The sequence below is a fragment of the Paenibacillus sp. FSL K6-2524 genome (genome assembly GCF_038005525.1).
GTDB classification, from domain to species: domain Bacteria; phylum Bacillota; class Bacilli; order Paenibacillales; family Paenibacillaceae; genus Fontibacillus; species Fontibacillus anaericanus.
This window is the reverse complement of sequence record NZ_JBBOSP010000001.1, coordinates 3,622,180-3,645,812: the sequence shown is the minus strand read 5'-3', so window position 1 is coordinate 3,645,812 and position 23,633 is coordinate 3,622,180. Positions and strand designations below refer to the sequence as shown.

Here is a 23,633-nt window from a genome sequence, read left to right as displayed (position 1 = left end):
CCAGGAGGTATTTTATTATGAATAATGCATCATCTGCACTTAAAGTAGCGGCCGGTATTTTTCTAACAATTGCTTTGATTACGATTGTTGTCATTTTGTTCGTATCTGCACAGGAAGCGACCAAGACGGCACAGAATAATTTTTCCGATATCCAGACTGAGTTGTCTCAAGCCTCGTTTACTGTATACGAAGATACGACGATTAGTGGTTCTCAGGTTACGAATGCGCTTCGTAAATTCAAGGATCGGGATCAGTTTGGCATTCAAGTAAAAACGGGCAAGAACAGTGATGGACAATGGTATGGATATACACTGAGTGTCGGTACTCAGGATGCCTCAGAAGATTATGGTTCGGTAGTGGGTGCAAAGATCGGTAACACGAATAATGCATGGAACGAAAAGTTGAAAGAATATGTAAATCCCAGCGGTAAGTTCAAAGCGCAAGTGATTAAAGATAATTCTAATGTAGTGCGCGGGCTGATCTTCACACAAACTACCGTCGCTTCAAATTAGAATCTTAGAGAGCATTTGCTGATATGTTCAATAATGTTAAGAGTATATTGTGGCTCCTCTGCTCAGTGTCGTTCTGTATTGGTGCATTGCTGTACACGACTTACAGTATCTCTATACAAGGTGCTGTTATAGATGGATTAGTACCGTTTACGCAATTTCAGAAGCGGAGCGTAGTAACCGGAAGTGAAGAGATAGTTCCCGAGAAATATTCTGGACTTCAAATCTTGTTTAGCTTGCGCAGCTTTCATACACTTGGAGCCGTGGTTGAGGTGGATGGTAGGTTGCTGGAGGTTGAGAATAGAGAGGAAGATAACTTGGGAGCTCCACCTATCATTCGGGAGCCTTTCATTCTCGACTTAGACGCTGAATATAAGGTATTTTTTCTCTACAGTGATGTAGGGCGATTAAATAAGATCACATTTCATAGGAAGTAAGGTGGGCGGTATGCCGAATGTTTTATCTAAAATAACGGCAGCGCTGCTGGCAGTTCTCCTGCTGTATTTGGTTCCAGCTTCCCAGGCGGCAGAGCGTGAGGAGGATATACGCGTTCTGTCTGCTTACAATACACTTGTTCAGTTTACGGACGCGGTTCGGAATAAAGGCTATTTGTCATCACAAATGTATGGGGATTTCGCCAGAGAAATTGAGGCATTTGGATTTATGTATGATATCGATATGGAACATCGGCATAAGAAATATCACCCAGAATATCAGGACCCAGCAGATGCCACGAGTTTTAAGGATGATTTCAGTGTGCTATATGATAGTTATTTTACCGCTGATTTAATGAAGGTGCTATTTCCCGATTCGACTTTTGCTAACGGGAATATGGGGAACGGGGATATTGCAGAGCGAAAATATAAATTGGAAATTGGGGATTATTTTACGGTAACTCTAGTGAGACGTTCTGTTACTACATATGAAGTGCTGGGAAGTTTTCTTCATAGTCAGGTTTCCGGTAAAGGGACAGATTCATTGACTTACGGAGGTATGGTGCTGAATGAAGATTACTGACTGGGCGGTCATTTTCCTACTGATAGTCTCTCCACTGTTGTGGGTTAGTCATTTGCATACCGAAGATCTTCGAGAGGTGAATCGACTGCAACTTCAATATACAACAGCCCTAAGGACAGCGGCTCAGGACGGGGGTAGTGCACTGAATATGAACGAGCTGCAAAGCTATGAGACAGGATATGGCTCGGCCAAATTTATGCGTGCGGATAAGAATGGGGCAATTATGGCTTTACAGCAATCGTTGTCTCTGAATTTTGGAATTACGGATGATAAAGTCTCACAAAGGTCATTAATGGTCTATATTCCTGCTGTTGTAATCATTGAGTATGACGGTTACTCGATTTACGCAGTAGATGAATCAACGGCATGCGATGGTAGCGTGCTAGCAGAGCATCATTTTCGGCCAAAGAAACCCTATGTCTACTCTGATGAAATCGGTAATCAAGTTGCGTTTACCCTGGATAGTTATGTTATTGCTTATGATGCAGTGAGTGGAGAATGGGTGAGTGGACTGCAGGAGGAATTAAGCTCAATAGTCACAATACCTCTCCTGCAGGACTCGGAAACGTTCCAGCAAGTTCGCCGTTCTGTTATCGTACGGAGTATTGAAGATGATCTGGCTGATTATATTAATCGTCATAATGAGTATGCAGCTAAACTGGGTGTAACCTATACGTTCACACTTCCGGTTATCTCCCAGGAGGAGTGGAATAATACACTGAATGATGTTGGTGTGCTCATATTTCTCCAAGGTATTCCGGTAGGTGATCGTTACTATAACAATTATGCTCTTGGAGGTGGGCGACTCATTAAGAGATATCCAGTTATAGGTGGGAATGATGAATCGAAGGGTATCAAATATTTCTACAGGGAGGATTGTTCAGCACCTTATAAAATGGAAGAGGTATTTGTAAGTGAGCGAGATGCTGCGACTAAGGGCTATTTCGAGGCGCCATGTAAACGCCAAGGTTTGTGAAAATCATCCATCTTTTTTCATCATTTTCAAAACATAGGTTTCGATTGCTCTCCTTCTTGTGCTAAAATGGTTTATTAGTGTTTGCTTTTGCTTGTCCTATGATGCAAACTAACAAACTATTTTTTTCACATAGAGGAGTTTACGTAATAATATGAGTTTATTAAGTGTAGAAGAAGTCTCACATGATTTTGGAGACCGGACGTTGTTTAGAGATGTATCTTTCCGCTTGCTAGCGGGAGAACATGTGGGCCTGGTTGGTGCAAATGGTGCTGGTAAATCCACGCTAATGAATATTTTGACAGGTCAGGTATTGAAAGATGAAGGAAAAGTAGAGTGGACCCCAAGGGTTCGGTATGGTTATTTAGATCAGCATACGAAACTAACACCTGGTAAAACAATCCGTGATGTCCTTAAAGATGCTTTCTTGCCCCTGCTCGAACTGGAGAAAGAAATGATAGAGATTACGGAACAAATGGGCGATGCTACTCCCGAGCAATTGGACGATTTATTAGTTCGAATGGGAGATATTCAGGAGCAACTTGATATTGGTGATTTCTATTTAATCGATGTTAAGGTGGAGGAAATGGCAAACGGACTCGGACTGTCTGTCATTGGTTTAGACCGTGATGTCACGTCGCTCAGTGGTGGTCAACGTACTAAGGTTCTGCTTGCGAAGTTGTTGCTTGAGAAACCCAATGTTCTTTTGTTGGATGAGCCAACGAACTATCTTGATGTTGAGCATATCCAATGGTTAACGAACTATTTGCAGAACTATCCTTATGCATTTATTCTTATTTCGCATGATACGGAATTTATGAAGCAGGTAGTAAATGCGATATATCATTTGGAGTTCACAAAGTTGACCCGTTATTCAGCTAATTTTGATAAGTTTCTAGAAATGGCTGATATGAATAAGATTCAGCATATTGAAGCCTACGAGAAACAAAGGGATTTAATTAAGAAACAAGAAGATTTCATTCAGAAGAATAAAGCGCGTGCTTCTACTTCAGGACGGGCTAAGAGCCGGGAGAAGCAACTAGATCGTATGGATCGGATCGAGAAACCAGAGGAAATGTCCAAGCCAACCTTCGGTTTCAAGGAAACTCGTGCTAGTAGTAAAACTGTATTTGAAGGTGTCGATTTCGAAATTGGGTATGATCGTGCGTTATTGCCTAAGATGACGATGATGATTGAGCGGGGCGATAAGATCGCTATTGTGGGTTGTAACGGTGTTGGTAAGTCGACGTTACTCAAAACGATTTTGGGCAAAATTCCTCCAATTAGTGGAAGGACCTATCAAGGTGAATTTTTAGCACCTGCTTACTTCGAACAAGAGGTTCGTGCCGGGAATATGACGCCGATTGATGATGTGTGGAATGAATTTTCAAATCTGACACAGAATGAAGTTCGTGGTCATTTAGCTCGTTGTGGATTAAAGAACGATCATATAACAAGACAATTGAAGGCATTAAGTGGTGGAGAACAGGCCAAAGTGCGGTTGTGCAAGCTTATGATGCGGGAGACCAACTGGATTCTGTTCGATGAGCCGACAAATCACTTAGATGTTGTAGCTAAAGAAGAATTGAAGCGTGCACTCAAAGAATTTAAAGGAACAGTACTACTCGTCTCTCATGAACCTGATTTCTATGAAGATTGGGTAACCAAGGTGTGGGACGTAGAGGCTTGGTCGACAAAGTAATATTGTGATGTCTATGAAAAGGGGCATGAATTGAAATGAGTGAGGACCACTTGGGATCAGTATCGCACTTGAAGAACTCTGAATCTTCGGAACGAGATAATAGGTATTCACGGCAAGAACGATTTGGTCCAATTGGCTCCACGGGTCAACGGAAATTGACCGAAGCTACCGTACTGATCGTCGGTGCAGGTGCGCTGGGTACAGTCATTGCAGAGAGTCTTGTACGTGCCGGTATCGGCAGTATAATCATTGCTGACCGTGATTATGTAGAGTGGAGTAATCTGCAACGTCAACAGTTGTTCTGTGAGGAAGATGCTGTGAATAGGGTGCCTAAGGCCGTTGCGGTTCAGAACCGCCTGCGTGCGATCAATAGTGGAGTTAAGATAGAGGGACATGTGATGGATGTGACGCTGGATGAGATCGAGTCGTTGTTACCTGGAGTCAATTTAATTGTTGACGCAACGGATAACTTTGATACTCGCTTGCTCATTAACGATGTTTCACAAAAACATGCGATTCCGTGGATATATGGCGCATGTGTCGGTAGTTACGGAATTACTTATACTATTCTTCCGGGCGTAACTCCTTGTATGAATTGTCTACTGGAATCCATGCCCTTTGGAGTGGGTGGAGATACTTGTGAAACAGCTGGTATCATTTCACCTGCGGTTCAAACAGTCACTGCTCATCAGATGACAGAAGCGTTAAAACTATTGACAGGTCAACTGGAAGCATTGCGTGGAACTATCCTTACCTTTGACTTATGGCGGAACGAACAGGCCTCAATTAAGGTATCATCGGCCAAGCGTGAGGATTGCCCGTCATGTGGTACAGAACCATCTTATCCTTTCTTGAGTAAATCAGGTACACGTAAAACAGAGGTGTTGTGTGGGCGTGATACGGTGCAGATACGACCTGTGACTAAGCGCAGATTAAATTTACAAGAAATCGCAGAAATATTTAGGCGGCTTGAGGAAGGCAAAGTTGAGTATAATCCATTCTTAGTATCCTACACAGTCGGGAAACTTCGCATCGTATTGTTTCAAGATGGTAGGGCATTAATACATGGTACAAAGGACATTACTGAAGCTAAGGCTATTTATGATCGATATATGAATTAATAATTTCAAACAGTGATTTTTTAGAAACCATTCTTAGGTTGTAGAATGGTTTCTTTGCATCTTGAGAATCCTATAGAAAGTTGATCAGAAGAGCTCATTTTTGAAGTATTAAAGTTTAAAAAGGGAATGATTTCTTCTTAGGTAGAGGTGGGTAAAAATATGAAGGAGCACATATTGTGGGCCGAGGGTAATGAAACATTAGGGGAACGTTGGTGGAGGCAATTAGAAGAAGCAGGCTACAATGTACACTGGTTCAAATCAGGGACTGAGATGCTCAGAGAGCTGAATCTTCAAAAACCAAGTTTAGTCCTACTCGGTACAGAACTTGCAGATCAAAGTCAAATGGAGTTGGTTCGCCAATTAGGAAAAGCACGAGACTTCCCCATCATGGTCATGCTAGCAAAGCGGAATACGAGCGAAATTGTTTCTGCACTTGAGCTAGGTGCCAATGATGTTGTTGTGAAGTCTTTGTCCATCGAGGAACTTAAATCAAGAATTGATAATCTACTTCGATTGTTTGAGCGACTGATTAGTGGAAGTGTAACGAATATTACTTACGAAGATTTGGTGATCGAGCTGAAGAGTCGGAAAGTGTATCGCGGAGAGGAGCCCATCAAATTGACCCCGAAAGAATACGAGTTGCTACTGTACTTGGCAAAACGAGTGAATACCGTTTGCCATAGAAATACGATTTTACAGGAAGTGTGGGGACATGATTTTCTGACAAATACGAATGTAGTTGATGTATATATTCGGCATCTCAGAAAGAAGATGGACCGGGGAAGAATTCGTAAGTTGATTCATACGGTACGTGGGTCGGGGTATATGTTGCAATAGTGTTCTTCTATAATGTATGGTCTATTAATTAAGGCTCAATGCCAAAATCAGTGGTTGACGACGTCTCTTAAATGAATCGCTCCAGATCGGAGGGTTCTTGCGATCGCTGTTAAAGCCCTTTTTCTAAAATGAAAAATGATTATCGGTTGAAATAGGACTTTAAAGGCGAACACAGCTTATGCTTCCGATGTAGCTTTCCTAAGGAAAGCTTGTAGTTTCTTCAGAATCTCCGACCCTTCGCTCTGTTAGCTCGTAAAATCAACCACTGATTTCTAGATTGAGCCTTAATTAAATGACGGATTATCAATTGGCTAAGCCCTTGGTTTGATAATCCGTCATTTTATATAAGAATATTATTATTTTAGAGTACGCGTTATAGTACGCGACGCGCAGTTACATAAGTTTTCTTCCAATTTGCAGAATCGAGATCGGATAAAGTGACTCCTGGTGAACCGTAGGTGTGAAGGATTTTTCCATCTCCGGCATATACAGCAACATGGGTAATATTCGATCCGGTGGAACGGCTGCCGCTAGAGAAGAATACTAAGTCGCCTACTTGTAGGTTGGCTTTTGAAACTTTATATCCTTCTTTAGCTTGTGCTGCTGATGTACGTGGGAGTGTAACTCCATATTTATTAAAGATATATTTCATGAAGGACGAACAGTCGAAAACTCTTGTTGTTGTGGTAGATGCTCCAAATTCATAAGGAGTGCCGATAAACTGTTTGCCAAATTTAACGACTTGCGATCCTACCGATTGTGATGCAGTTGATTCAGCAGCGGGTACAATAGATTGGGCTTGTACAGTTCCTGCTCCACTAGCAAGTAAAGTAGTGAATCCAATAGTTGATACGATGCCTACTGTTAATATCTTTTGGAATACTTTCTGTATTTTCATGGTGTATTACCTCCAGAATATATGATTTTGTTTTCCCTTGCTTGATTAGAGTGTAACAGATTTGTAACCTCCTAAATTGTGGATCAGTTAGCTGTAACCCAGGTGCAGCAACGGTTTGAACCTGATTATTAAAAGTCGATTAAAAATTAATAAATTGAGATTATATAATGAGCTTTTCTCAAGAGCATCTTATTAAACTCAAAGAGAGAGCTGCATCAAGGGGGGACAAACCCATGATACAACTCTCTTACAGATCATTAATAGATAGATTGTTTTCTATTAAACTACTTATTACTAAATCGATAGATTACAACACACGACGTGCTTTAAGATAGGTTTTCTTCCAAGTTCCTGAATTCAGGTTGGAGATTGTAACTCCTGGTTTACCATAAGTATGAAGGATTTTTCCGTTTCCAGCATATACAGCGACATGGGTTACGTTCTTGCCGTTAGCTCGGCTTCCACTTGAGAAGAATACCAAATCTCCTGCTTTTAGGTTAGCTTTGGAAACGGCTTTTCCTACTTTAGATTGAGCTACTGATGTACGTGGAAGTGTAACTCCGTATTTTTTAAAGATGTGTTTCATAAAGGATGAGCAGTCGAATACTCTAGTTGTTGATGTAGAAGCTCCAAATTTATAGGGTACGCCCATATATTTTTTCCCGTAGTTAACAACTTGGGTGCCTTTCGATACGGCTGTAACTTCTGCTGATACCGATGCGGCTTGTGCAGTTCCTGCTCCGCTGGCAAGTAAAGTGCTGAATCCGATGGTTGACACGATGCCGATCGTCAATACCTTTTGGAATAAAGTGTGTAGTTTCATGTTGTAATACCTCCAAAATCTTTTGTTTGTTTGTCCGGCTTGATTGAAGTATAACAGGTTTGAAACCACCTAATTTTTGCTAATAGACACTCAAATGCTTGTCTCACAAGGGTTTGACATGGATTATTAAAATATCATTAAAATTAACAAATTATTAATAAAATGATAGCTAATAGTGGAGGGGACAAAAGAAAAAACCTTGATTAATCAAGGTTTTTAGGTTAAAAAAATTGTTAAATTTATTGGTTACAAAAATGTATTATATTAAAAATATTAATCTTTGCTTTGGATGACAAGCAATAAACCGCTAGCGATATGTATCGTACCCTTTGCTTCTACCAAACGATTGCTAACACCTAGAGACTGGCCCATTTTTAAAGTTGCGTTCTCCAAGGGATAAAGGAAACCCTCCAGATTAATCCCTGTCACTTCAGGGGAAAGTGCCAATAGGGAGGCGTAGGTGTACCCGCGATCCTCAACAATATGGGTTGAATCTGTGAGTGTAATATAGTTATTTCGATCCCAGATGAAGCACGATATTTGCTGCTCCAGCCCTCGCAGCAGCATATGGATATTTCCAAGGGTATGATCAAGCCGAGAACCGCTAACTCCGACCATGATGATTTCCGTAGGTTGTTGCTCTATTGCGATATCAAATGCAAGTTCGGTATCGGTAAGATCCTTATTCACGGCATCGCAAGAAAGTATCTCATCGCTAAAACCTTGGATTCTTGCAAATTCTTCTGCATTAACAGAATCGAAGTCACCAACAGAGATATGAGGTTTTATTCCATTATCTACGAGAAACAGAGCGCCTCGGTCAGCGCCTATAATGTAATCATCTTGTTTTATTGATTTTATAGAAATAGGATCGATTTCTCCCCCAGCATAAATAAACACACGCTTACTAGTCATCATATACTTCCTTTCATCATGTCTGAAAATATTGCATTTAAATCAGTATAATGGAGATTTCAGGGTTGCACAATTTTATATCACAGGACTACAATGGAGGCAGAATGTAGAAGACGAAAGAGAGGGTAGGGGAGAGTACAATAAATGCACATATTTGATATTTTCAGTATTGTAGGTACAATTGCTTTCGCAATGTCCGGTGCTTTTGTGGCCATGGAAGAGGAATATGATATTTTAGGTGTGCTCGTGCTGGGACTTGTAACCGCTTTCGGAGGCGGGATTATCCGAAATGTGCTCATTGGTGTACCTGTGACGACATTATGGAGCCAGGGTGACCTTATCACGCTTGCTGTATTATCAATTATTGTCTCGTTTATTTTACCGCTGACCTGGATTAAGCATTGGAAAAGAACAGAAGCGTTATTTGATGCGATAGGCTTGTCTGCTTTTGCGATCCAGGGTGCACTTTACGCCACAGAAATGAAGCACCCGCTAAATGCAGTTCTAGTTGCTGCAGTGTTAACGGGAATTGGAGGCGGGATCATCCGAGACTTGCTGGCGGGTCGTAAGCCACTTGTACTTCGAGATGAGATTTATGCGGTTTGGGCGATGTTAGCGGGAGCTACCATTGGGCTTGGATTTATCAAATCAACACTGGAACTTACCTTACTCTTTGTGTTCATTGTGTTCTTTCGCATGTTATCCGTTCATTATAAATGGAGATTACCTCGACGTTCACTCAAAACGGGGGCAATCAATAGAACGGAATCCAAAAGCGGATAGTCTAGCGGATAGTTTAATGAAGGAGAAAAAAGAAGAGGGATATGAAGCTATCTCTCTTCTGAGCAAATCTGGAAATGCAAACGTGAATACGAGTAGGAACTGAGACATGACTGTAAAGTAAAACTTGGTTATTTCAAGAAATGAATCAGTGCATGGGGGAGTTCCTGTTGCCAAAATCCCCAAAGATGCTTACCATCTTTCTCGTAATAGACAACTTGGGCGCCACGTTCTTCCAGAAGTAATTTGGCTGTCCGGTTTAATTCGACAAAATTATACGTTCCCGTATCGGTTGTGTAGTTGTCTTCCTGTAAACCAACGATCATAAACAGCGAGAGGAAGGACAGATCCTGCTCAGCGGCAAGAAGTTTCAGACTGGGTTCATAGTAAGCTCCCGATAAACTAATGATTTTGGAAAACAGTTTTGGGTTTTTCATAGCTAAGTGAAGTGATACTGTTCCACCGAGGGAATCACCCGCAAGAATTCTTTCGCTTGGCTCACGGCGTACAGGATAATTACGTTCTACATAGGGAATAATCTCTTCGACGAAACTGGAAGTATAGGCCTCAAAGCGATCTCCAAAAGGTGCATACTCTGATGTTCGTACAGAAGTATCGACTTCAACACCTACAATAATGAAAGGATCGATTCCTTCATCTAGAATTAGCCTGTTAGCGACGGTTGCTATACGTCCGAAATTGAAAAACTCTTCTCCGTCCTGGCAATACACTACGGGGTAACTGAGGATTTCATTGTATCCGGGAGGCAGGTAAATTCGCAGAAACCGACTCTCTCCCAAGTGTTTACTCTGTATTTCCTCTTTAACAATGGTTCGTTTTAAATAGGCCGAATCTGTCATGACTTACACACTCCTAGTTATTTGATTTGTTTATAGTTGCCACGGTATGATGATAAATAAACATCATTTTTGTGGGATTGGCAGGTAGTTAAAATTCAAACTGTTATACTCTCTAAACGACACTGTTATACAAACAAAAATAAATAAATTGAGGAAATATGACCAATCTCTTTGACTTCAGGAGTAAAACAGATGTATAATAATTCTATAACAGAGGTACATGATAATCAAATTATTTGTCGAGGTGAAGAAAATGAGTAAGATTCCTTATGAAGTATATACGGAGGAAGTCGAGGCCTTGTCCGTACTTTCGCCAGATGGTGAAATTGTTAACAAAGAATTAGCCCCTAATTTAACTGATGATCAATTGAAAGAATTAATGTACCGCATGGTATTTACCCGTACTTGGGACGATCGTGCCGTTAACTTAGGCCGTCAAGGTCGCCTTGGATTTTATGCTCCAGTATCCGGTCAAGAAGCAACAATGGTAGGTAGTGAATTCGCATTGGAGAAAGATGATTTTATCTGCCCAGGTTACCGCGATATTCCACAACTCGTTTGGCACGGCCTTCCGCTTTACCAAGCATTCCTGTATTCCCGTGGTCATCAACACGGTGGTGAGATTCCGGCAGGAGTTAACGTCCTTATGCCACAAATTATTATCGGTGCTCAAGTTCTACATGCAATGGGTATCGCAATGGGCTTCAAATTGAAGAAACAAAAACAAGTTGCTATCGCTTATACAGGTGACGGTGGATCTTCAGAAGGTGACTTCTATGAAGCGTTGAACTATGCAGGTGTTTATAAATTGCCAGCTATCTTCTTCGTACAAAATAATGGTTATGCAATTACGACACCTTTCTCCAAACAAACGGCTGCTCTATCGATCGCACACAAAGCGGTTGCTGCAGGTATCCGTGGCGTGAAGATTGATGGTATGGACGTATTTGCTGTAATCGCCGCTGTTCAAGAAGCTGCTGAACGTGCTCGTAACGGTGAAGGTGCTACATTGATCGAAGCTGTTACTTACCGTTTCCGTCCACACTCCCTTTCTGATGATACTTCAAAATATCGTTCGAAAGAAGAAGAAGGACAATGGAGCGAAAAAGATCCAATTGCTCGTCTTGCTAAATATTTGGAGAAAAAAGGCCTTTGGACTGAAGAAGATACAGTTCGTGTGAAAGAAGAAGCGAAGGCAAAAGTAAATGAAGAAATTAAGAAAGCTGAAAAAACCGAGAAAATGACGGTTTCCGGCCTGATCGACAGTATGTTCGAACAAACACCAAAACATCTAGAAGAGCAAAAAGCAGATTTTCAATAAAATGATATGATTTACAGCCGTATGGCAATATGCAAAGTGAATTGTTCTAATGAGGAGGATATGAAGCAATGGCACAAATGAATATGAAAGAAGCAATCCGTGATGCAATGCGCGTGGAACTTGAGCGCGATCAAAATGTAATTATTTTTGGCGAAGACGTGGGTAATGTTGGTGGTGTATTCCGCGTAACAGAAGGTTTACAAAAAGAGTTCGGTGAAGATCGTATCTTCGATACACCGTTGGCAGAGTCCGCTATCGGTGGTATGGCTTTAGGTCTTGGGATTCAAGGGTTCCGTCCAATTGCTGAAATTCAGTTCATTGGTTTTATCTTTGAAGCAATGGATCAAATCTTGGTGCAAGCTGCACGTTTGCGTTACCGTTCCGGTGGTCGCTACAACGCACCAATCGTATTCCGTACTCCTTTTGGTGGCGGAGTTAAGGCTGCCGAGCTACACACAGACTCTTTGGAAGGTTTGATTGCTCAAACTCCAGGGATTAAGCTCGTAATTCCTTCTAACCCTTATGATGCTAAAGGCCTTCTAATTTCGGCTATTCGTGATAATGACCCTGTCTTTTTCATGGAGCATCTTAATCTATATCATGCATTCCGTGCTGAAGTTCCTGAAGGGGAATATACGGTTGAGCTTGGTAAAGCGAATGTCGTTCGCGAAGGTTCGGACGTTACGATTATTACTTACGGAATGATGGTTCATACTTCGGTGAAAGCTGCTGAAGAATTAGAGAAGAGCGGAATCAAAGCCGAAGTCATTGACCTTCGTACTCTTGTTCCACTTGATATCGATACGATTATTAATTCCATTAAGAAAACAAATCGTGCCATCGTGGTGCAAGAAGCACAAAAATCAGCGGGTATGGCTGCAGAAATCATCGCTCAAATCAACGAACAGGCTATCCTGCATTTGGAAGCACCAGTACTTCGGGTTGCAGGTCCAGATACAGTATATCCATATGCACAAATTGAAGATCAATGGCTTCCTTCTCCAGCACGTGTCGTAACTGCTGTTAATAAAGTTCTTGAATTTTAATAATTACAATCTAGGAGGTCCTACAAGTGGCAAAGTTTGAATATCGATTCCCTGAACTAGGCGAAGGGTTGCATGAAGGCGAAATTATCAAAATGCATATCAAAGTCGGTGATAAAGTTACGGACGATGATATTGTTATGGAAGTACAAAATGACAAGGCAGTAATTGAAGTTCCTTGTCCAGTAAACGGTACAGTACTAGAAGTACTTGGTACTGACGGCGCGATCTTCCGTGTAGGCCAAGTTGTTGCTGTTATCGATGCAGAAGGTGAAATTCCTGAGCAAGAAGGAGCACCTGAACATCAAGAAGCTGACGCTGCTCAAGGCGGAGCTGATACGAAGGATTCCCCTGCTGCGGACAGCTCTTCTGATGCTAAACAAGGTGGCGCTGGTAATGCTCCAGCAGCACCAAATCATGAAGTGTTGGCTACGCCTAGCGTGCGTAAATTTGCACGTGAACAAGGTGTTGATATCGCACAAGTAACTGGATCCGGCAACGCTGGTAAAGTGACTCGTGAAGATGTTGAAGCGTTCAAGAACGGTGGCGGCGTAGTAGCACCTGCTGCAGCAAATGCTGATGCACCAGCTGCACAAGCAGCACCTGCGACTTCTGCTCCTACAGCAATCCCTGCTGGCTCGGACGAAGAACGTGTACCGTTCAAAGGTATCCGTAAAGCGATTTCTAATGCGATGGTCAAATCCGCATACACAGCACCTCACGTTACAATTATGGACGAAGTTGATGTGACGGATCTGGTTGCTTTCCGTACTCGCATGAAACCAATCGCTGAGAAAAAAGGCACGAAGGTTACTTACTTGCCATTTATCGTTAAGGCATTGGTTGCTGCTTCACGCAAATTCCCAGCACTTAACGCTTCGATTGACGAAGTAAACAACGAAATTGTCTACAAGAAACATTATGATATTGGTATCGCTACAGATACAGACAACGGTTTGATCGTACCGGTTATCAAAGACGCTGATCGTAAGAGCATCTGGATGATCGCTGATGCTATCAGTGACTTGGCAATTCGTGGCCGTGAAGGTAAACTATCCGCTAACGAAATGAAGGGTAGTACGATTTCGATCTCTAACATCGGATCTGCTGGCGGTATGTTCTTTACTCCAATCATTAACTATCCTGAAGTGGCTATCCTCGGAACAGGCCGTATCAGTGAAAAACCAGTCGTGAAGAATGGTGAAATCGTCGTAGCTCCAGTTATGGCATTGTCACTAAGCTTTGACCACCGTCTAATCGATGGTGCAACAGCTCAAAACTTCATGAACTATATTAAACAGTTGCTCGGTAACCCAGAGCTTCTTGTAATGGAGGTATAACAACATGGTAGTAGGAGACGCTTCTCTAGATATTGATACATTGGTTGTTGGTGCAGGTCCTGGTGGATATGTGGCTGCTATTCGTGCAGCCCAACTAGGCCAAAAGGTTATCATCGTGGACAAATCGGAGCTTGGTGGCGTGTGCTTGAACCGTGGATGTATTCCATCCAAAGCCCTAATCTCAGCAGCTCATCAATATGAGTCCGCACAACACGGCGATGCTTTCGGTATTACAGTTGAGAATGTGAAAGTTGATTTCACAAAAACACAAGCTTTCAAAAACGGTGTTGTTTCAAAAATGACGCAAGGTGTTGGCGGTCTACTTAAAGGTAATAAAGTAGAAGTCTTCAACGGCGAAGTGATGTTCATCAACGAAAATGAAGCTCGTGCGTTCAACGATCACGAATCACCACGTTACCGATTCAAACATTGCATCTTGGCAACAGGTTCCCGTCCAATCGAACTTAAAGCATTCCCATTTGGCGGTCGCATCCTTTCGTCTACAGAAGCATTGGAATTGCAAGAAATTCCAGCTAGCCTAATCGTAATCGGTGGCGGTTATATCGGTGCTGAGCTTGGTCAAATGTTCTCCAAATTCGGTACTAAAGTAACGATCATTGAGGGCGCTGACGCGGTTCTTCCTGGTTTTGATAAGGACATGACTCGTCTAGTAGCGAAGAACATGGAGAAAACTGGTGTTGAGATCGTAACAGACGCAAAAGCGGAGAGCGCAGAGCAAAACGATAAGAGCGTAACTGTTAAATATACGGCAAAAGGTGAATCCAAAGAAGTTACTGCAGATTACTTGCTCGTAACTGTTGGTCGTCGTCCTAACACGGATGGTGATCTTGGACTAGATCTTGCTGGTGTTGAATTGACTGATCGTGGTTTGGTTAAAGTTGATCATCAAGGTCGCACAAGTAACCCGAACATCTTCGCAATCGGCGATATCGTTCCAGGTTTGGCGCTTGCTCACAAAGCTTCTTACGAAGGTAAAGTGGCAGCTGAAGCTATTTCCGGACTTCCTTCCGTTGTAGATTACAAAGGAATGCCAGCAGTATGCTTCACAGATCCTGAGTGTTCCAGCGTTGGTTACACGGAGAAAGAAGCGAAGGAAAAAGGCTTCAAAGTGAAAGCTGGTAAATTCCCGTTTGCGGGTAATGGCCGTGCTGTTTCCTTGAACGCTCCTGATGGCTTCATCAAAATTGTAGCAAATGCAGAGAACAATGTTGTTCTTGGCGCTCAAATCGTTGGTATCGAAGCTTCTAACTTGATCGCAGAGCTTGGTCTTGCGGTTGAAATGGGTGCAACGCTTGAAGATGTTTCCCTTACGATTCATGCTCACCCAACTCTTGGTGAGATCGTAATGGAAACTGCTGAATTGGTTGAAGGTCATCCAATTCACGTTATCTCTCGTTAATTAGTATTCTTTATCTCCTGTTCCTCCTAGGACAGGAACTCCTAAGCAAGCCTTTAAGGCAAGACCGAGAAAATCGGTCTTGCCTTCTTTTTTATTGTATTTATTTACCTTTGGTGCTATTCTAAAAACAATAAACCAACTAATTTAGTTGGAATTATAAATCGGCGGAGGGATTGCTTTGTCAAGAATCGCAAAGAACCTTACAGAACTGATTGGTAATACACCACTATTAGAACTTTCTAACTTTACGAGGAAACATCAAGTTGAAGCAACGATTATTGCCAAACTAGAATGTTTTAATCCCGCAGGAAGTGTTAAAGATAGAATAGGATTTGCCATGATAAAAGACGCTGAACAAAGAGGACTCATTAATAAGAGCACCGTAATAATTGAACCTACAAGTGGAAATACGGGCGTTGGTCTTGCTTTTGCAGCAGCAGCTTTAGGGTACAAATTAATTATTACCCTTCCTGAGAGTTTCAGTATGGAACGTCGGAAATTATTGATCGCTCTTGGAGCGGAATTAATTCTAACACCGGCTACTGAAGGAATGGCTGGAGCCATTATGAAGGCAGAGGAAATAGGTTCCACAATCCCTAATTCATTTATACCTCAACAATTTAGAAATCCAGCAAATCCAGAAATACATAAGAAAACAACTGCTGAAGAGATTTGGAGAGATACAGATGGTGAGATAGATATTTTCGTTGCCGGTGTTGGTACCGGAGGAACCATATCAGGGGTAGGTGAGCTGCTTAAAGAAAGAAAACCTACTGTGAAAATCGTAGCCGTAGAGCCATTTAGTTCCCCAGTACTCACCGGAGGGAAAAAGGGTATTCATAAGATCCAAGGTATTGGCGCAGGATTTGTTCCAGATAACTTTAATAGGTCTGTTGTAGATGAAATTGTCTCAGTTAAAAATGGAGATGCATATGAAGCTACCCGCTTATTAGCGAAAACCGAGGGACTAATTGTAGGGATTTCATCGGGGGCTGCAGCATTTGCAGCACTTCAATTATCAAAAAGACCAGAGAACAAAGATAAAAAGATAGTTGTATTGCTCCCAGATACAGGGGAACGGTATTTGTCCACAGATCTTTATCCAGAAGCATAGAACTTACGTTATACAGAAGCACTTATTCGAAAGGGCGCGCGCCTACGGATAGGTGCTTTTAGGTTTTTTTTGCTGTTTAGTTGTTTCCGTATTTTTTGGAGAGTTATGGAAACACTACAGTTACTAAAGGCATGACTCATACATGTCAATTCTGGCTTTAAGCTATTAGGGTGATGAACATGTGGCATACGATTGTTACTTATATTCCAGATTGGAAGGTTTTTTTACAAGCATTAGTGATATTGATCGTACCAATAGTTATTTATTTCGTCTCAGGCAAGCTTCAATCTATTTTGGGTCCGCAAATTTGGAAGCCTACTCCGTCAGAAAATAAATCGAAGGTAAAAGAAGAGGTTAGTTCAGAGTTTAAAGGTGAATTTGAAGCAGACTTAGCTGCCATTAAACAAAGAATAGCTCAAAATAGTGATGTTCATTTTAGAGAGTTTACGATCAAGAGCGCTGGTAAACGGGCAGTTGTTATACATATCGAAGGACTTTATGACAAAGAACTAGTAGATACTCAAGTATTGGAATCTCTAATGTTTGATGATTTTGAAAAGATGGAGCATTCATCTGATAACTACGAGCTTAATAAAGTGGACCTTATGAATAAGATGCTTCCTGTCAGTGAAATAAAAGAAGCTCTCAACTTAGAAGAATTAATACCTGATATATTGATGGGATCTTCAGCACTATTGGTAGACGGTATAAAGGAAATATTACTTCTAGGGACGGCGAAAGGAAAAACGCGCGGTATAGAGGAACCTTTATCTGAAGGATTGCTCCGAGGTCCACGTGAGGGCTTTACTGAAACATTGAGCGAAAATACAGCTTTGCTAAGGCGACATGGTAAAAATGAAAGCCTGCAAATAACTAAGTTCCAAGTGGGAGCAAGAGTTAAGAAGGATCTTGTCATTGCTTATATGAGCGATATTGCAAATTCGGAATTAGTGGAAGAAGTTAAACGCCGAATAGAAACGATCAACTTGGACTATATAGCAGAATCAGGATATGTTGAGCAATTGATTGAGGAAAATACTTTAAGTCCGTTTCAACAAGCGCAAAACACAGAACGACCTGACAGAGTTATCAGTTCACTGTTGGAAGGTCGTGTGGGTATTCTACTGGACGGAAGTCCATTTGCATTGATTGTACCCGTAACCTTTAACATGTTGTTACAGTCACCCGAGGATTATTATGAAAGATGGGTGCCAGGTACGCTCTTAAGAATGTTACGATATATGGCTACATTTTTTGCCCTATTTGCTCCTGCTTTGTATATTTCGTTTATTTCTTTCCAACCTGGATTAATTCCTACAAAGCTGGTTGTAACAATTATCGAAGCAAGACAAGGAGTGCCCTTCCCATCTCTGATTGAAGCGCTAATTATGGAAATTTCCATCGAAATACTAAGGGAAGCTGGGGTACGTTTACCCAAGCCGATCGGACCTGCAATGGGTATCGTAGGTGGTTTAATTATTGGTGATGCAGCAGTCAATGCAGGGATAGTCAGTCCATTTCTAGTCATTGTTGTAGCTGTAACTGCTATTTCTTCATTTGCAATTCCAACCTATAGTGCAGGAATAACGTTACGTATATTGCGATTTACGGCCATGTTTTGTGCAGCAATATTAGGGATTTACGGAACGGTTTTGTTCTTCTTATTACTAAGTAGTCACTTAGTGAAGCTAAAAAGCTTTGGAATACCGTACGTAAGCCCAGCAGCACCATATAGATTAAGTGATATGAAGGACTTTATTTTCCGTATGCCCATTGGGGTGATGAAATTAAGACCGATCATGATGAAGACTAAAGACTCTGATCGCAAAAAATAAACGGGAGAGAGGATGATGATCCTGTGTTTGTCCGCAAAGATGATAAGCTAACAACTGCGCAAGCTGTAGTAATCATTAGTAGCTTTATGCTAGGGTCTGGGATTCTTACGCTTCCAAGAACTTTGGCAGAGAGTATGAAGACACCAGATGGTTGGATTGCAATTATATTAGGCGGATTAATGGTCATGCTCGCAGGAATATGTATCGTGAAACTATGTCATCAATTTCCGGGCGAAACGATTTTTCAATTCGCGGGAAAAATTGTGGGGAACTGGATTGGGAAATGTTTAGGTATATTGATGATCCTATATTTTATTTGTATATCAGCTTTTGAGATTAGGGTCATGGCTGAAGTTACCATGCTCTATTTACTTGAGGGCACTCCTTTATGGGCGATTATTATGTTCTTCATGTGGATTGGATTGTATTTGACGTCAGGTGGAATCAATCCGATTGCACGTTTGTTTGAGATCATTTTACCGATTACGGTTATTGTATTTTTATTTTCCATGGCCTTAAGCTACAAAATATTTGATATTAATAATCTACGTCCTGTCTTAGGAGATGGAATTCTTCCAGTCATGAAAGGATTAAAGTCAACGATCGTTGTTTTTGCAGGCTATGAGATCATGTTAATTGTAACAGCGGTCATGCAACATCCTAAAAAGGGTGTGAAAGTTATGATTATTGGTACAGGTATCCCTCTGTTTTTGTATTTTGTTACTATAATTATGGTTATTGGTGCGATGTCAATTGACGGGGCTGTAAGAAGTACTTGGCCTACACTAGATCTTATGCGTAGTTTCGAAATTACCGGTCTCCTTTTTGAAAGATTTGAATTCTTCTTACTTGTAATTTGGATTATGCAAATATTTTCTACATTTTCAATTTGTCATTATGCTGCATCGTTAGGCTTGTCACAAATCTTCAATATAAAGATTAAACCTCTGATGTACTTCTTGTTGTCAATCATTTTTCTTATTGCGATGCTTCCCAAAAATATAAATGAAGTATTTGATTTTGGTGATTTTATAGGTGATATTTCTATCTACTTGTTCGGGATAGTTCCTTTACTGCTGCTTATCATTTCAAAAGTATTCAAAAAAGGAGTGGCAGGTAATGAATAACATCAAGCGCATGAAAGCTATCTTCATTTCTTTCATTTTATTACTATTTCTAACCGGTTGCTGGAGCAGCAGGGAAATTGATACCTTAGGTGTTTATGTAGGACTAGCACTTGATGTTGGAAAAGAACCAGAATTAGAACAGGAATTGACTGAGAAGGGTGCGGATTATCCTAAGAAAAACCTAGTTACTTCAACGATCCAAATTATCCCTGTTCAAACGGGGAAAGGTGGTCAACAACAGCAAGGTTCCACATCCTCTATGTTTTCGAATTCATCTGAAACAGGAGACTCAGTTTTTCAATCATTGCGTCAGCATGCTCTTAGTGAACATCGTACTATTATTGGGCATCATTTGAAGGTTATTGTGATCTCATCTGAGCTTTCTCAAAAAATAGATATTGAAAAGTTATTGAAATTTATTTTACGAGATAACGATATTAGACCCAGCTGTATTGTACTCCTGAGCACGGGAAAAGCAAGTGAAACTCTAATCACGAACCAACTTGGAGATATACCAGCATTTCATCTAAAAAGCCTAATAGAAAATCAAAATAGATCCAATAAAATATTGCCGGAGGTTACACTTACGAAATTGGACGGAATTATGAACTCAGGGGCAAGTTTTATTTTACAAAATGTAGTTTCTTCCAAAGGACAAGTAGAATTCGCTGGGGCAGGAGTTATTAAAGGAAAAACTAATAAGTGGATTGGATCTTTGAATGAGCAAGAGGTCGAAGCACTGTCTTGGATTACTGGAAAGGTTAAGGGTGGTGTAATAAAAACTTATGATGATACGGGCGAAGTACTTGCCTACGAAATTAAATCTGTAAATACCAAAATTAAATCAAAAGTGGATGGGGACGATATTTCGTTTCATTTAAGTATAAAATCGGATGGTCGGCTAATTGAGAACTGGAATACATCAAAGGATCCCACGGACACTGAATATTTGAAAAAAACAGAACAATATTTCGAGGAAGAACTAAAAGATATGTTATATAAAGTTGTTCATAAGATGCAAGAGGAATACCATGTGGATGTTGCCGGATTCCGTGATCGACTACGGATACAACACCCACGGGTTTGGAAAAAGGTCAAAGAGGATTGGGATGACACTTTTAGTAAATCAGAAATTACTTACGACGTGGACTTGAATATTACTGACTATGGTTCATCAGCTAAGTGATGCGGGACTGCTGGTGGATGATGTGTTACTTTGGTTTATCCAATTAAACATACGTTCAGTCGCCATGTTGTGAATATCCTTTGGAAAATGATGTCCCAGTTCCGTATATTCATGTAAGGTAACATTTGCTCCGATTTCTTGGAGCTTCTTCGTCATTTGGAGTCCATGACTAAAGTTAACTTGAGCATCCCCCGTACCGTGTATCACTAGGACAGGACAATGGATTTGCTCAGCCATGGCGATGGGGGAACGGGCAATGTAGGATTCTGGCGTCTTCATAGGTGACCCACCGATGACACGTTTTAGCATTTTACGTAGATCAATACGCTCTTCATATGTTTGAGCTAAGTCAGCCACCCCACTCCACAAGATACATGTGTTAACCCTAGGTATATTAACTGCCGCAAGTGTCGCATTTATTGAACCTCTTGAGAAGCCCATTACGGCTATGCTATCGGCATCAACAAAGGGTAGATTCTCTAACAGACGGTATCCAGAAAGAACATCTTCAATATCTTGTCCTCCGAATTCATCCCGACCTTCACCACCTTCCGTTCCTCTGTAAGATGGAGCAAAGACGATATGTCCGTAATTAGCAAACTGCTCAAGCCACTCCGTCTTGACACTTCCTACTCGACCAATACCACCACGGCAATAGATGAGCACAGGTAACTTGTGTTTCCTAACATCTTTCTTATTTGGCTTAATTGAACTCGCAATCTGTGTTATGGGTAGTGTAACAGCCGGATAAATCGATTCCAATAATTCAGATAAAGCAGACTCAGGTAGCTCAAACCCATGCGGTAAGCAAAGATATCCCTTTACTTTCAATCCGTCGGATAGGTACGTTATATGAAACATCATGATGTTATGTCCTCTACTTTATGGTTTATTTAGTCCCTTGATTGTATCATTGTCGCCATAAGTATGTCCTTAGGTCTTATAAGCAATCCATCTGTAGACGGATTTCACTGGATCATGAAAAAGATATAATCTATTTCGAGGACTATTGGATACATAAGATTGTATTTTGAATGCAGAGAGGGCAGGTGCACATTATGAAATTTAACGAATATCACTACGAACGTCCCGTTGTTAAAGAAATCGAGCTCAAGTTTAAAGAACAACTTAACTCTTATACATCTGCTAGAAGTTACGAAGAACAGGATTTAGCCATGACTGGCATTAACGAACTTCGCACTTCTTTCTACACGATGTATCAATTAGCTTACATTCGTTATTCTATTGATACAAATGATGAATACTACAAGGCGGAGAAACAATATTTTGACGAGGCCATGCCTTACTTTGAGGAATGGAGTAGCGAGTATTATCAGGCATTAGTAAAGTCTAAATTTAGAACGGAATTGGAGAAAAAATGGGGTAAGCAACTATTCCAAATAGCAGAGCTTTCCTTAAAGGCATTTAGCCCTGAGATTATTGAGGATTTACAGCAAGAGAATAAACTACAAACAGAATACTCACAGCTTATCGCATCGGCAAAGATCCTTTTCGAGGGTGAAGAGCGGACCATCGCACAGTTAGCTCCATTTGCTGAGTCAATGGATCGTGATGTTCGGAAACGAGCAGAAGAAGCAAGAACTGGATTCATGGCAGAGAATGAGGAGACATTCGACCGAATCTATGATGATCTGGTTAAAGTAAGGACAAAGATCGCGAAGAAGCTTGGTTTCAGCAATTTTATTGAGCTTGGATACGTGAGAATGTTACGGACTGATTATAACGCGGATATGGTAGCAAATTTCAGTGATCAGGTGCATCAATATATCGTTCCCGTCATAGCAAAGTTGAAGGAACGCCAGCGGATCCGGATCGGTGTGGATCAATTACTCTATTACGACGAGAATTTCAGTTTCAAATCGGGAAATGCAATGCCAAAGGGTGATCCGGATTGGATCGTTCATAATGGAGCGAAGATGTACGCCGAGTTGTCAGAAGAAACGAACGAGTTCTTCACTTTTATGAAGAATCATGAGTTGATGGATCTCGTAAGTAAACAAGGAAAGCAATTTGGTGGCTATTGTACATTCTTATTCGAACAAGGTGCACCTTTCATTTTCTCCAACTTTAATGGTACTTCCTCAGATATTGATGTCTTAACACATGAAGCAGGCCATGCCTTCCAAGCATATGAGAGCAGAAATTTCCAAGTACCAGAATACTTATCTCCAAGTAATGATGCGGCAGAAATTCATTCTATGAGCATGGAATTCTTCACTTGGCCATGGATGGAGCTCTTCTTCAAGGAAGATGCAGATAAATATCGTTTCGATCATCTATCCAGTGCCTTGACCTTCATTCCTTATGGTGTATCAGTTGATGAATTCCAACATTTCGTTTATGGAAATCCAGATGCTACACCTGCGGAGCGGAAGAAAGCATGGCGAGATATTGAGAAGAAATATCTACCAACTCGTAATTATGCAGATAACGATTATTTGGAGCAAGGTGCTTTCTGGCACAAGCAGAGTCATATTTTTACATCGCCATTTTATTATATCGATTATACTCTGGCTGAAATATGTGCGTTTCAATTCTGGAAGAAGATGCACGAGGACCGTTCGGCTGCGTGGGCACAATATTTGAATCTTTGTCGTCAAGGCGGAAGCTTATCCTTTACCGAGTTGGTAAAAGTAGCAGGGTTGATCTCACCATTTGAGGATGGCTGTGTTACGTCGGTTATTGGCAGTATCGAGAACTGGTTAGACAGTGTAGATGATACGGTGCTTTAGTGAATTCAAGATGATTGAACATCAAGTGTAGTTAAGCTTGATGTTCTTTTTAATGTTCG

General features: G+C 41.1%; 22 protein-coding genes. 17 read left to right on the top strand and 5 right to left on the bottom strand.

Annotated elements, in window-relative coordinates; translation table 11 throughout:
* Positions 1-17 precede the first annotated feature (17 nt).
* From NST85_RS16730 to NST85_RS16700, 7 genes are all read left to right on the top strand, one after another.
* On the top strand, positions 18-512 hold the full coding sequence (locus NST85_RS16730) for an ABC transporter permease (protein WP_127190543.1): 495 nt from the start codon (positions 18-20) through the stop codon (positions 510-512).
* 23 nt (positions 513-535) lie between these two features.
* A complete protein-coding gene (locus NST85_RS16725) occupies positions 536-946 on the top strand; it encodes a hypothetical protein (RefSeq protein ID WP_341189869.1) in 411 nt (136 codons plus the stop codon).
* Between the two features lie 10 nt (positions 947-956).
* Positions 957-1,526, top strand: coding sequence for a hypothetical protein (locus tag NST85_RS16720; protein WP_341189868.1), 570 nt, complete (start codon positions 957-959; stop codon positions 1,524-1,526).
* Positions 1,513-2,502: a hypothetical protein gene (locus NST85_RS16715; RefSeq protein ID WP_341189867.1), complete on the top strand. Its 990-nt coding sequence runs from the start codon at positions 1,513-1,515 to the stop codon at positions 2,500-2,502. Before NST85_RS16720 ends, NST85_RS16715 begins: the two co-directional genes overlap by 14 nt.
* A 151-nt stretch (positions 2,503-2,653) precedes the next feature.
* Positions 2,654-4,201, top strand: a complete 1,548-nt coding sequence (locus tag NST85_RS16710; protein ID WP_341189866.1) for an ABC-F family ATP-binding cassette domain-containing protein — start codon at positions 2,654-2,656, stop codon at positions 4,199-4,201.
* A gap of 35 nt (positions 4,202-4,236) precedes the next feature.
* A complete protein-coding gene (locus NST85_RS16705) occupies positions 4,237-5,322 on the top strand; it encodes a MoeB/ThiF family adenylyltransferase (RefSeq protein ID WP_341189865.1) in 1,086 nt (361 codons plus the stop codon).
* A 159-nt stretch (positions 5,323-5,481) separates the two neighbouring features.
* Complete coding sequence (locus NST85_RS16700) at positions 5,482-6,159, top strand: response regulator transcription factor (protein ID WP_341189864.1); 678 nt, start codon at positions 5,482-5,484, stop codon at positions 6,157-6,159.
* A 373-nt stretch (positions 6,160-6,532) separates the two neighbouring features.
* On the opposite strand, the gene NST85_RS16695 is transcribed toward NST85_RS16700, so the two are convergent.
* The 3 genes from NST85_RS16695 to NST85_RS16685 form a co-directional block, all read right to left on the bottom strand.
* On the bottom strand, positions 6,533-7,057 hold the full coding sequence (locus NST85_RS16695) for a C40 family peptidase (protein WP_341189863.1): 525 nt from the start codon (positions 7,055-7,057) through the stop codon (positions 6,533-6,535).
* A gap of 307 nt (positions 7,058-7,364) precedes the next feature.
* Positions 7,365-7,880 carry a C40 family peptidase gene (locus tag NST85_RS16690; protein WP_341189862.1) on the bottom strand — a complete coding sequence of 172 codons (516 nt, stop codon included), beginning with the start codon at positions 7,878-7,880 and terminating at the stop codon, positions 7,365-7,367.
* A 273-nt stretch (positions 7,881-8,153) separates the two neighbouring features.
* A complete protein-coding gene (locus NST85_RS16685; protein ID WP_127190534.1) occupies positions 8,154-8,795 on the bottom strand; it encodes a thiamine diphosphokinase in 642 nt (213 codons plus the stop codon).
* A gap of 144 nt (positions 8,796-8,939) precedes the next feature.
* Between NST85_RS16685 and NST85_RS16680 the strand changes: the two genes are divergently transcribed.
* A complete protein-coding gene (locus tag NST85_RS16680; RefSeq protein WP_127190533.1) occupies positions 8,940-9,578 on the top strand; it encodes a trimeric intracellular cation channel family protein in 639 nt (212 codons plus the stop codon).
* 128 nt (positions 9,579-9,706) lie between these two features.
* On the opposite strand, the gene NST85_RS16675 is transcribed toward NST85_RS16680, so the two are convergent.
* Positions 9,707-10,435: an alpha/beta hydrolase gene (locus tag NST85_RS16675; protein ID WP_307395211.1), complete on the bottom strand. Its 729-nt coding sequence runs from the start codon at positions 10,433-10,435 to the stop codon at positions 9,707-9,709.
* A gap of 253 nt (positions 10,436-10,688) precedes the next feature.
* Here NST85_RS16675 and pdhA point away from each other — a divergent pair, with 253 nt between their 5' ends.
* The 8 genes from pdhA to NST85_RS16635 all read left to right on the top strand — a co-directional run bounded on the left by pdhA (position 10,689) and on the right by NST85_RS16635 (position 20,821).
* Positions 10,689-11,756 carry a pyruvate dehydrogenase (acetyl-transferring) E1 component subunit alpha gene (gene pdhA / locus NST85_RS16670; RefSeq protein WP_341189861.1) on the top strand — a complete coding sequence of 356 codons (1,068 nt, stop codon included), beginning with the start codon at positions 10,689-10,691 and terminating at the stop codon, positions 11,754-11,756.
* 68 nt (positions 11,757-11,824) lie between these two features.
* Positions 11,825-12,802 (top strand): alpha-ketoacid dehydrogenase subunit beta, encoded by a 978-nt coding sequence (locus tag NST85_RS16665; RefSeq protein WP_341189860.1) that lies wholly within the window; start codon positions 11,825-11,827, stop codon positions 12,800-12,802.
* A gap of 26 nt (positions 12,803-12,828) precedes the next feature.
* Complete coding sequence (locus NST85_RS16660) at positions 12,829-14,139, top strand: dihydrolipoamide acetyltransferase family protein (RefSeq protein WP_341189859.1); 1,311 nt, start codon at positions 12,829-12,831, stop codon at positions 14,137-14,139.
* A gap of 4 nt (positions 14,140-14,143) precedes the next feature.
* Positions 14,144-15,559, top strand: coding sequence for a dihydrolipoyl dehydrogenase (gene lpdA, locus NST85_RS16655; protein ID WP_341189858.1), 1,416 nt, complete (start codon positions 14,144-14,146; stop codon positions 15,557-15,559).
* A gap of 178 nt (positions 15,560-15,737) precedes the next feature.
* Positions 15,738-16,673: a cysteine synthase A gene (cysK, locus tag NST85_RS16650; protein WP_341189857.1), complete on the top strand. Its 936-nt coding sequence runs from the start codon at positions 15,738-15,740 to the stop codon at positions 16,671-16,673.
* A gap of 179 nt (positions 16,674-16,852) precedes the next feature.
* On the top strand, positions 16,853-18,508 hold the full coding sequence (locus tag NST85_RS16645; protein WP_341189856.1) for a spore germination protein: 1,656 nt from the start codon (positions 16,853-16,855) through the stop codon (positions 18,506-18,508).
* A gap of 23 nt (positions 18,509-18,531) precedes the next feature.
* On the top strand, positions 18,532-19,635 hold the full coding sequence (locus NST85_RS16640) for a GerAB/ArcD/ProY family transporter (protein ID WP_341189855.1): 1,104 nt from the start codon (positions 18,532-18,534) through the stop codon (positions 19,633-19,635).
* Complete coding sequence (locus NST85_RS16635) at positions 19,628-20,821, top strand: Ger(x)C family spore germination protein (RefSeq protein WP_341189854.1); 1,194 nt, start codon at positions 19,628-19,630, stop codon at positions 20,819-20,821. The genes NST85_RS16640 and NST85_RS16635 overlap by 8 nt, the downstream gene beginning before the upstream one ends.
* Here the strand turns inward: NST85_RS16635 and NST85_RS16630 are convergent.
* Positions 20,810-21,685, bottom strand: coding sequence for an alpha/beta hydrolase family protein (locus NST85_RS16630; protein WP_341189853.1), 876 nt, complete (start codon positions 21,683-21,685; stop codon positions 20,810-20,812). The two genes, NST85_RS16635 and NST85_RS16630, sit on opposite strands and share 12 nt — an antisense overlap.
* Before the next feature lie 194 nt (positions 21,686-21,879).
* Between NST85_RS16630 and NST85_RS16625 the strand changes: the two genes are divergently transcribed.
* Positions 21,880-23,574 (top strand): M3 family oligoendopeptidase, encoded by a 1,695-nt coding sequence (locus NST85_RS16625; protein WP_341189852.1) that lies wholly within the window; start codon positions 21,880-21,882, stop codon positions 23,572-23,574.
* The last annotated feature ends 59 nt before the right edge of the window (positions 23,575-23,633 follow it).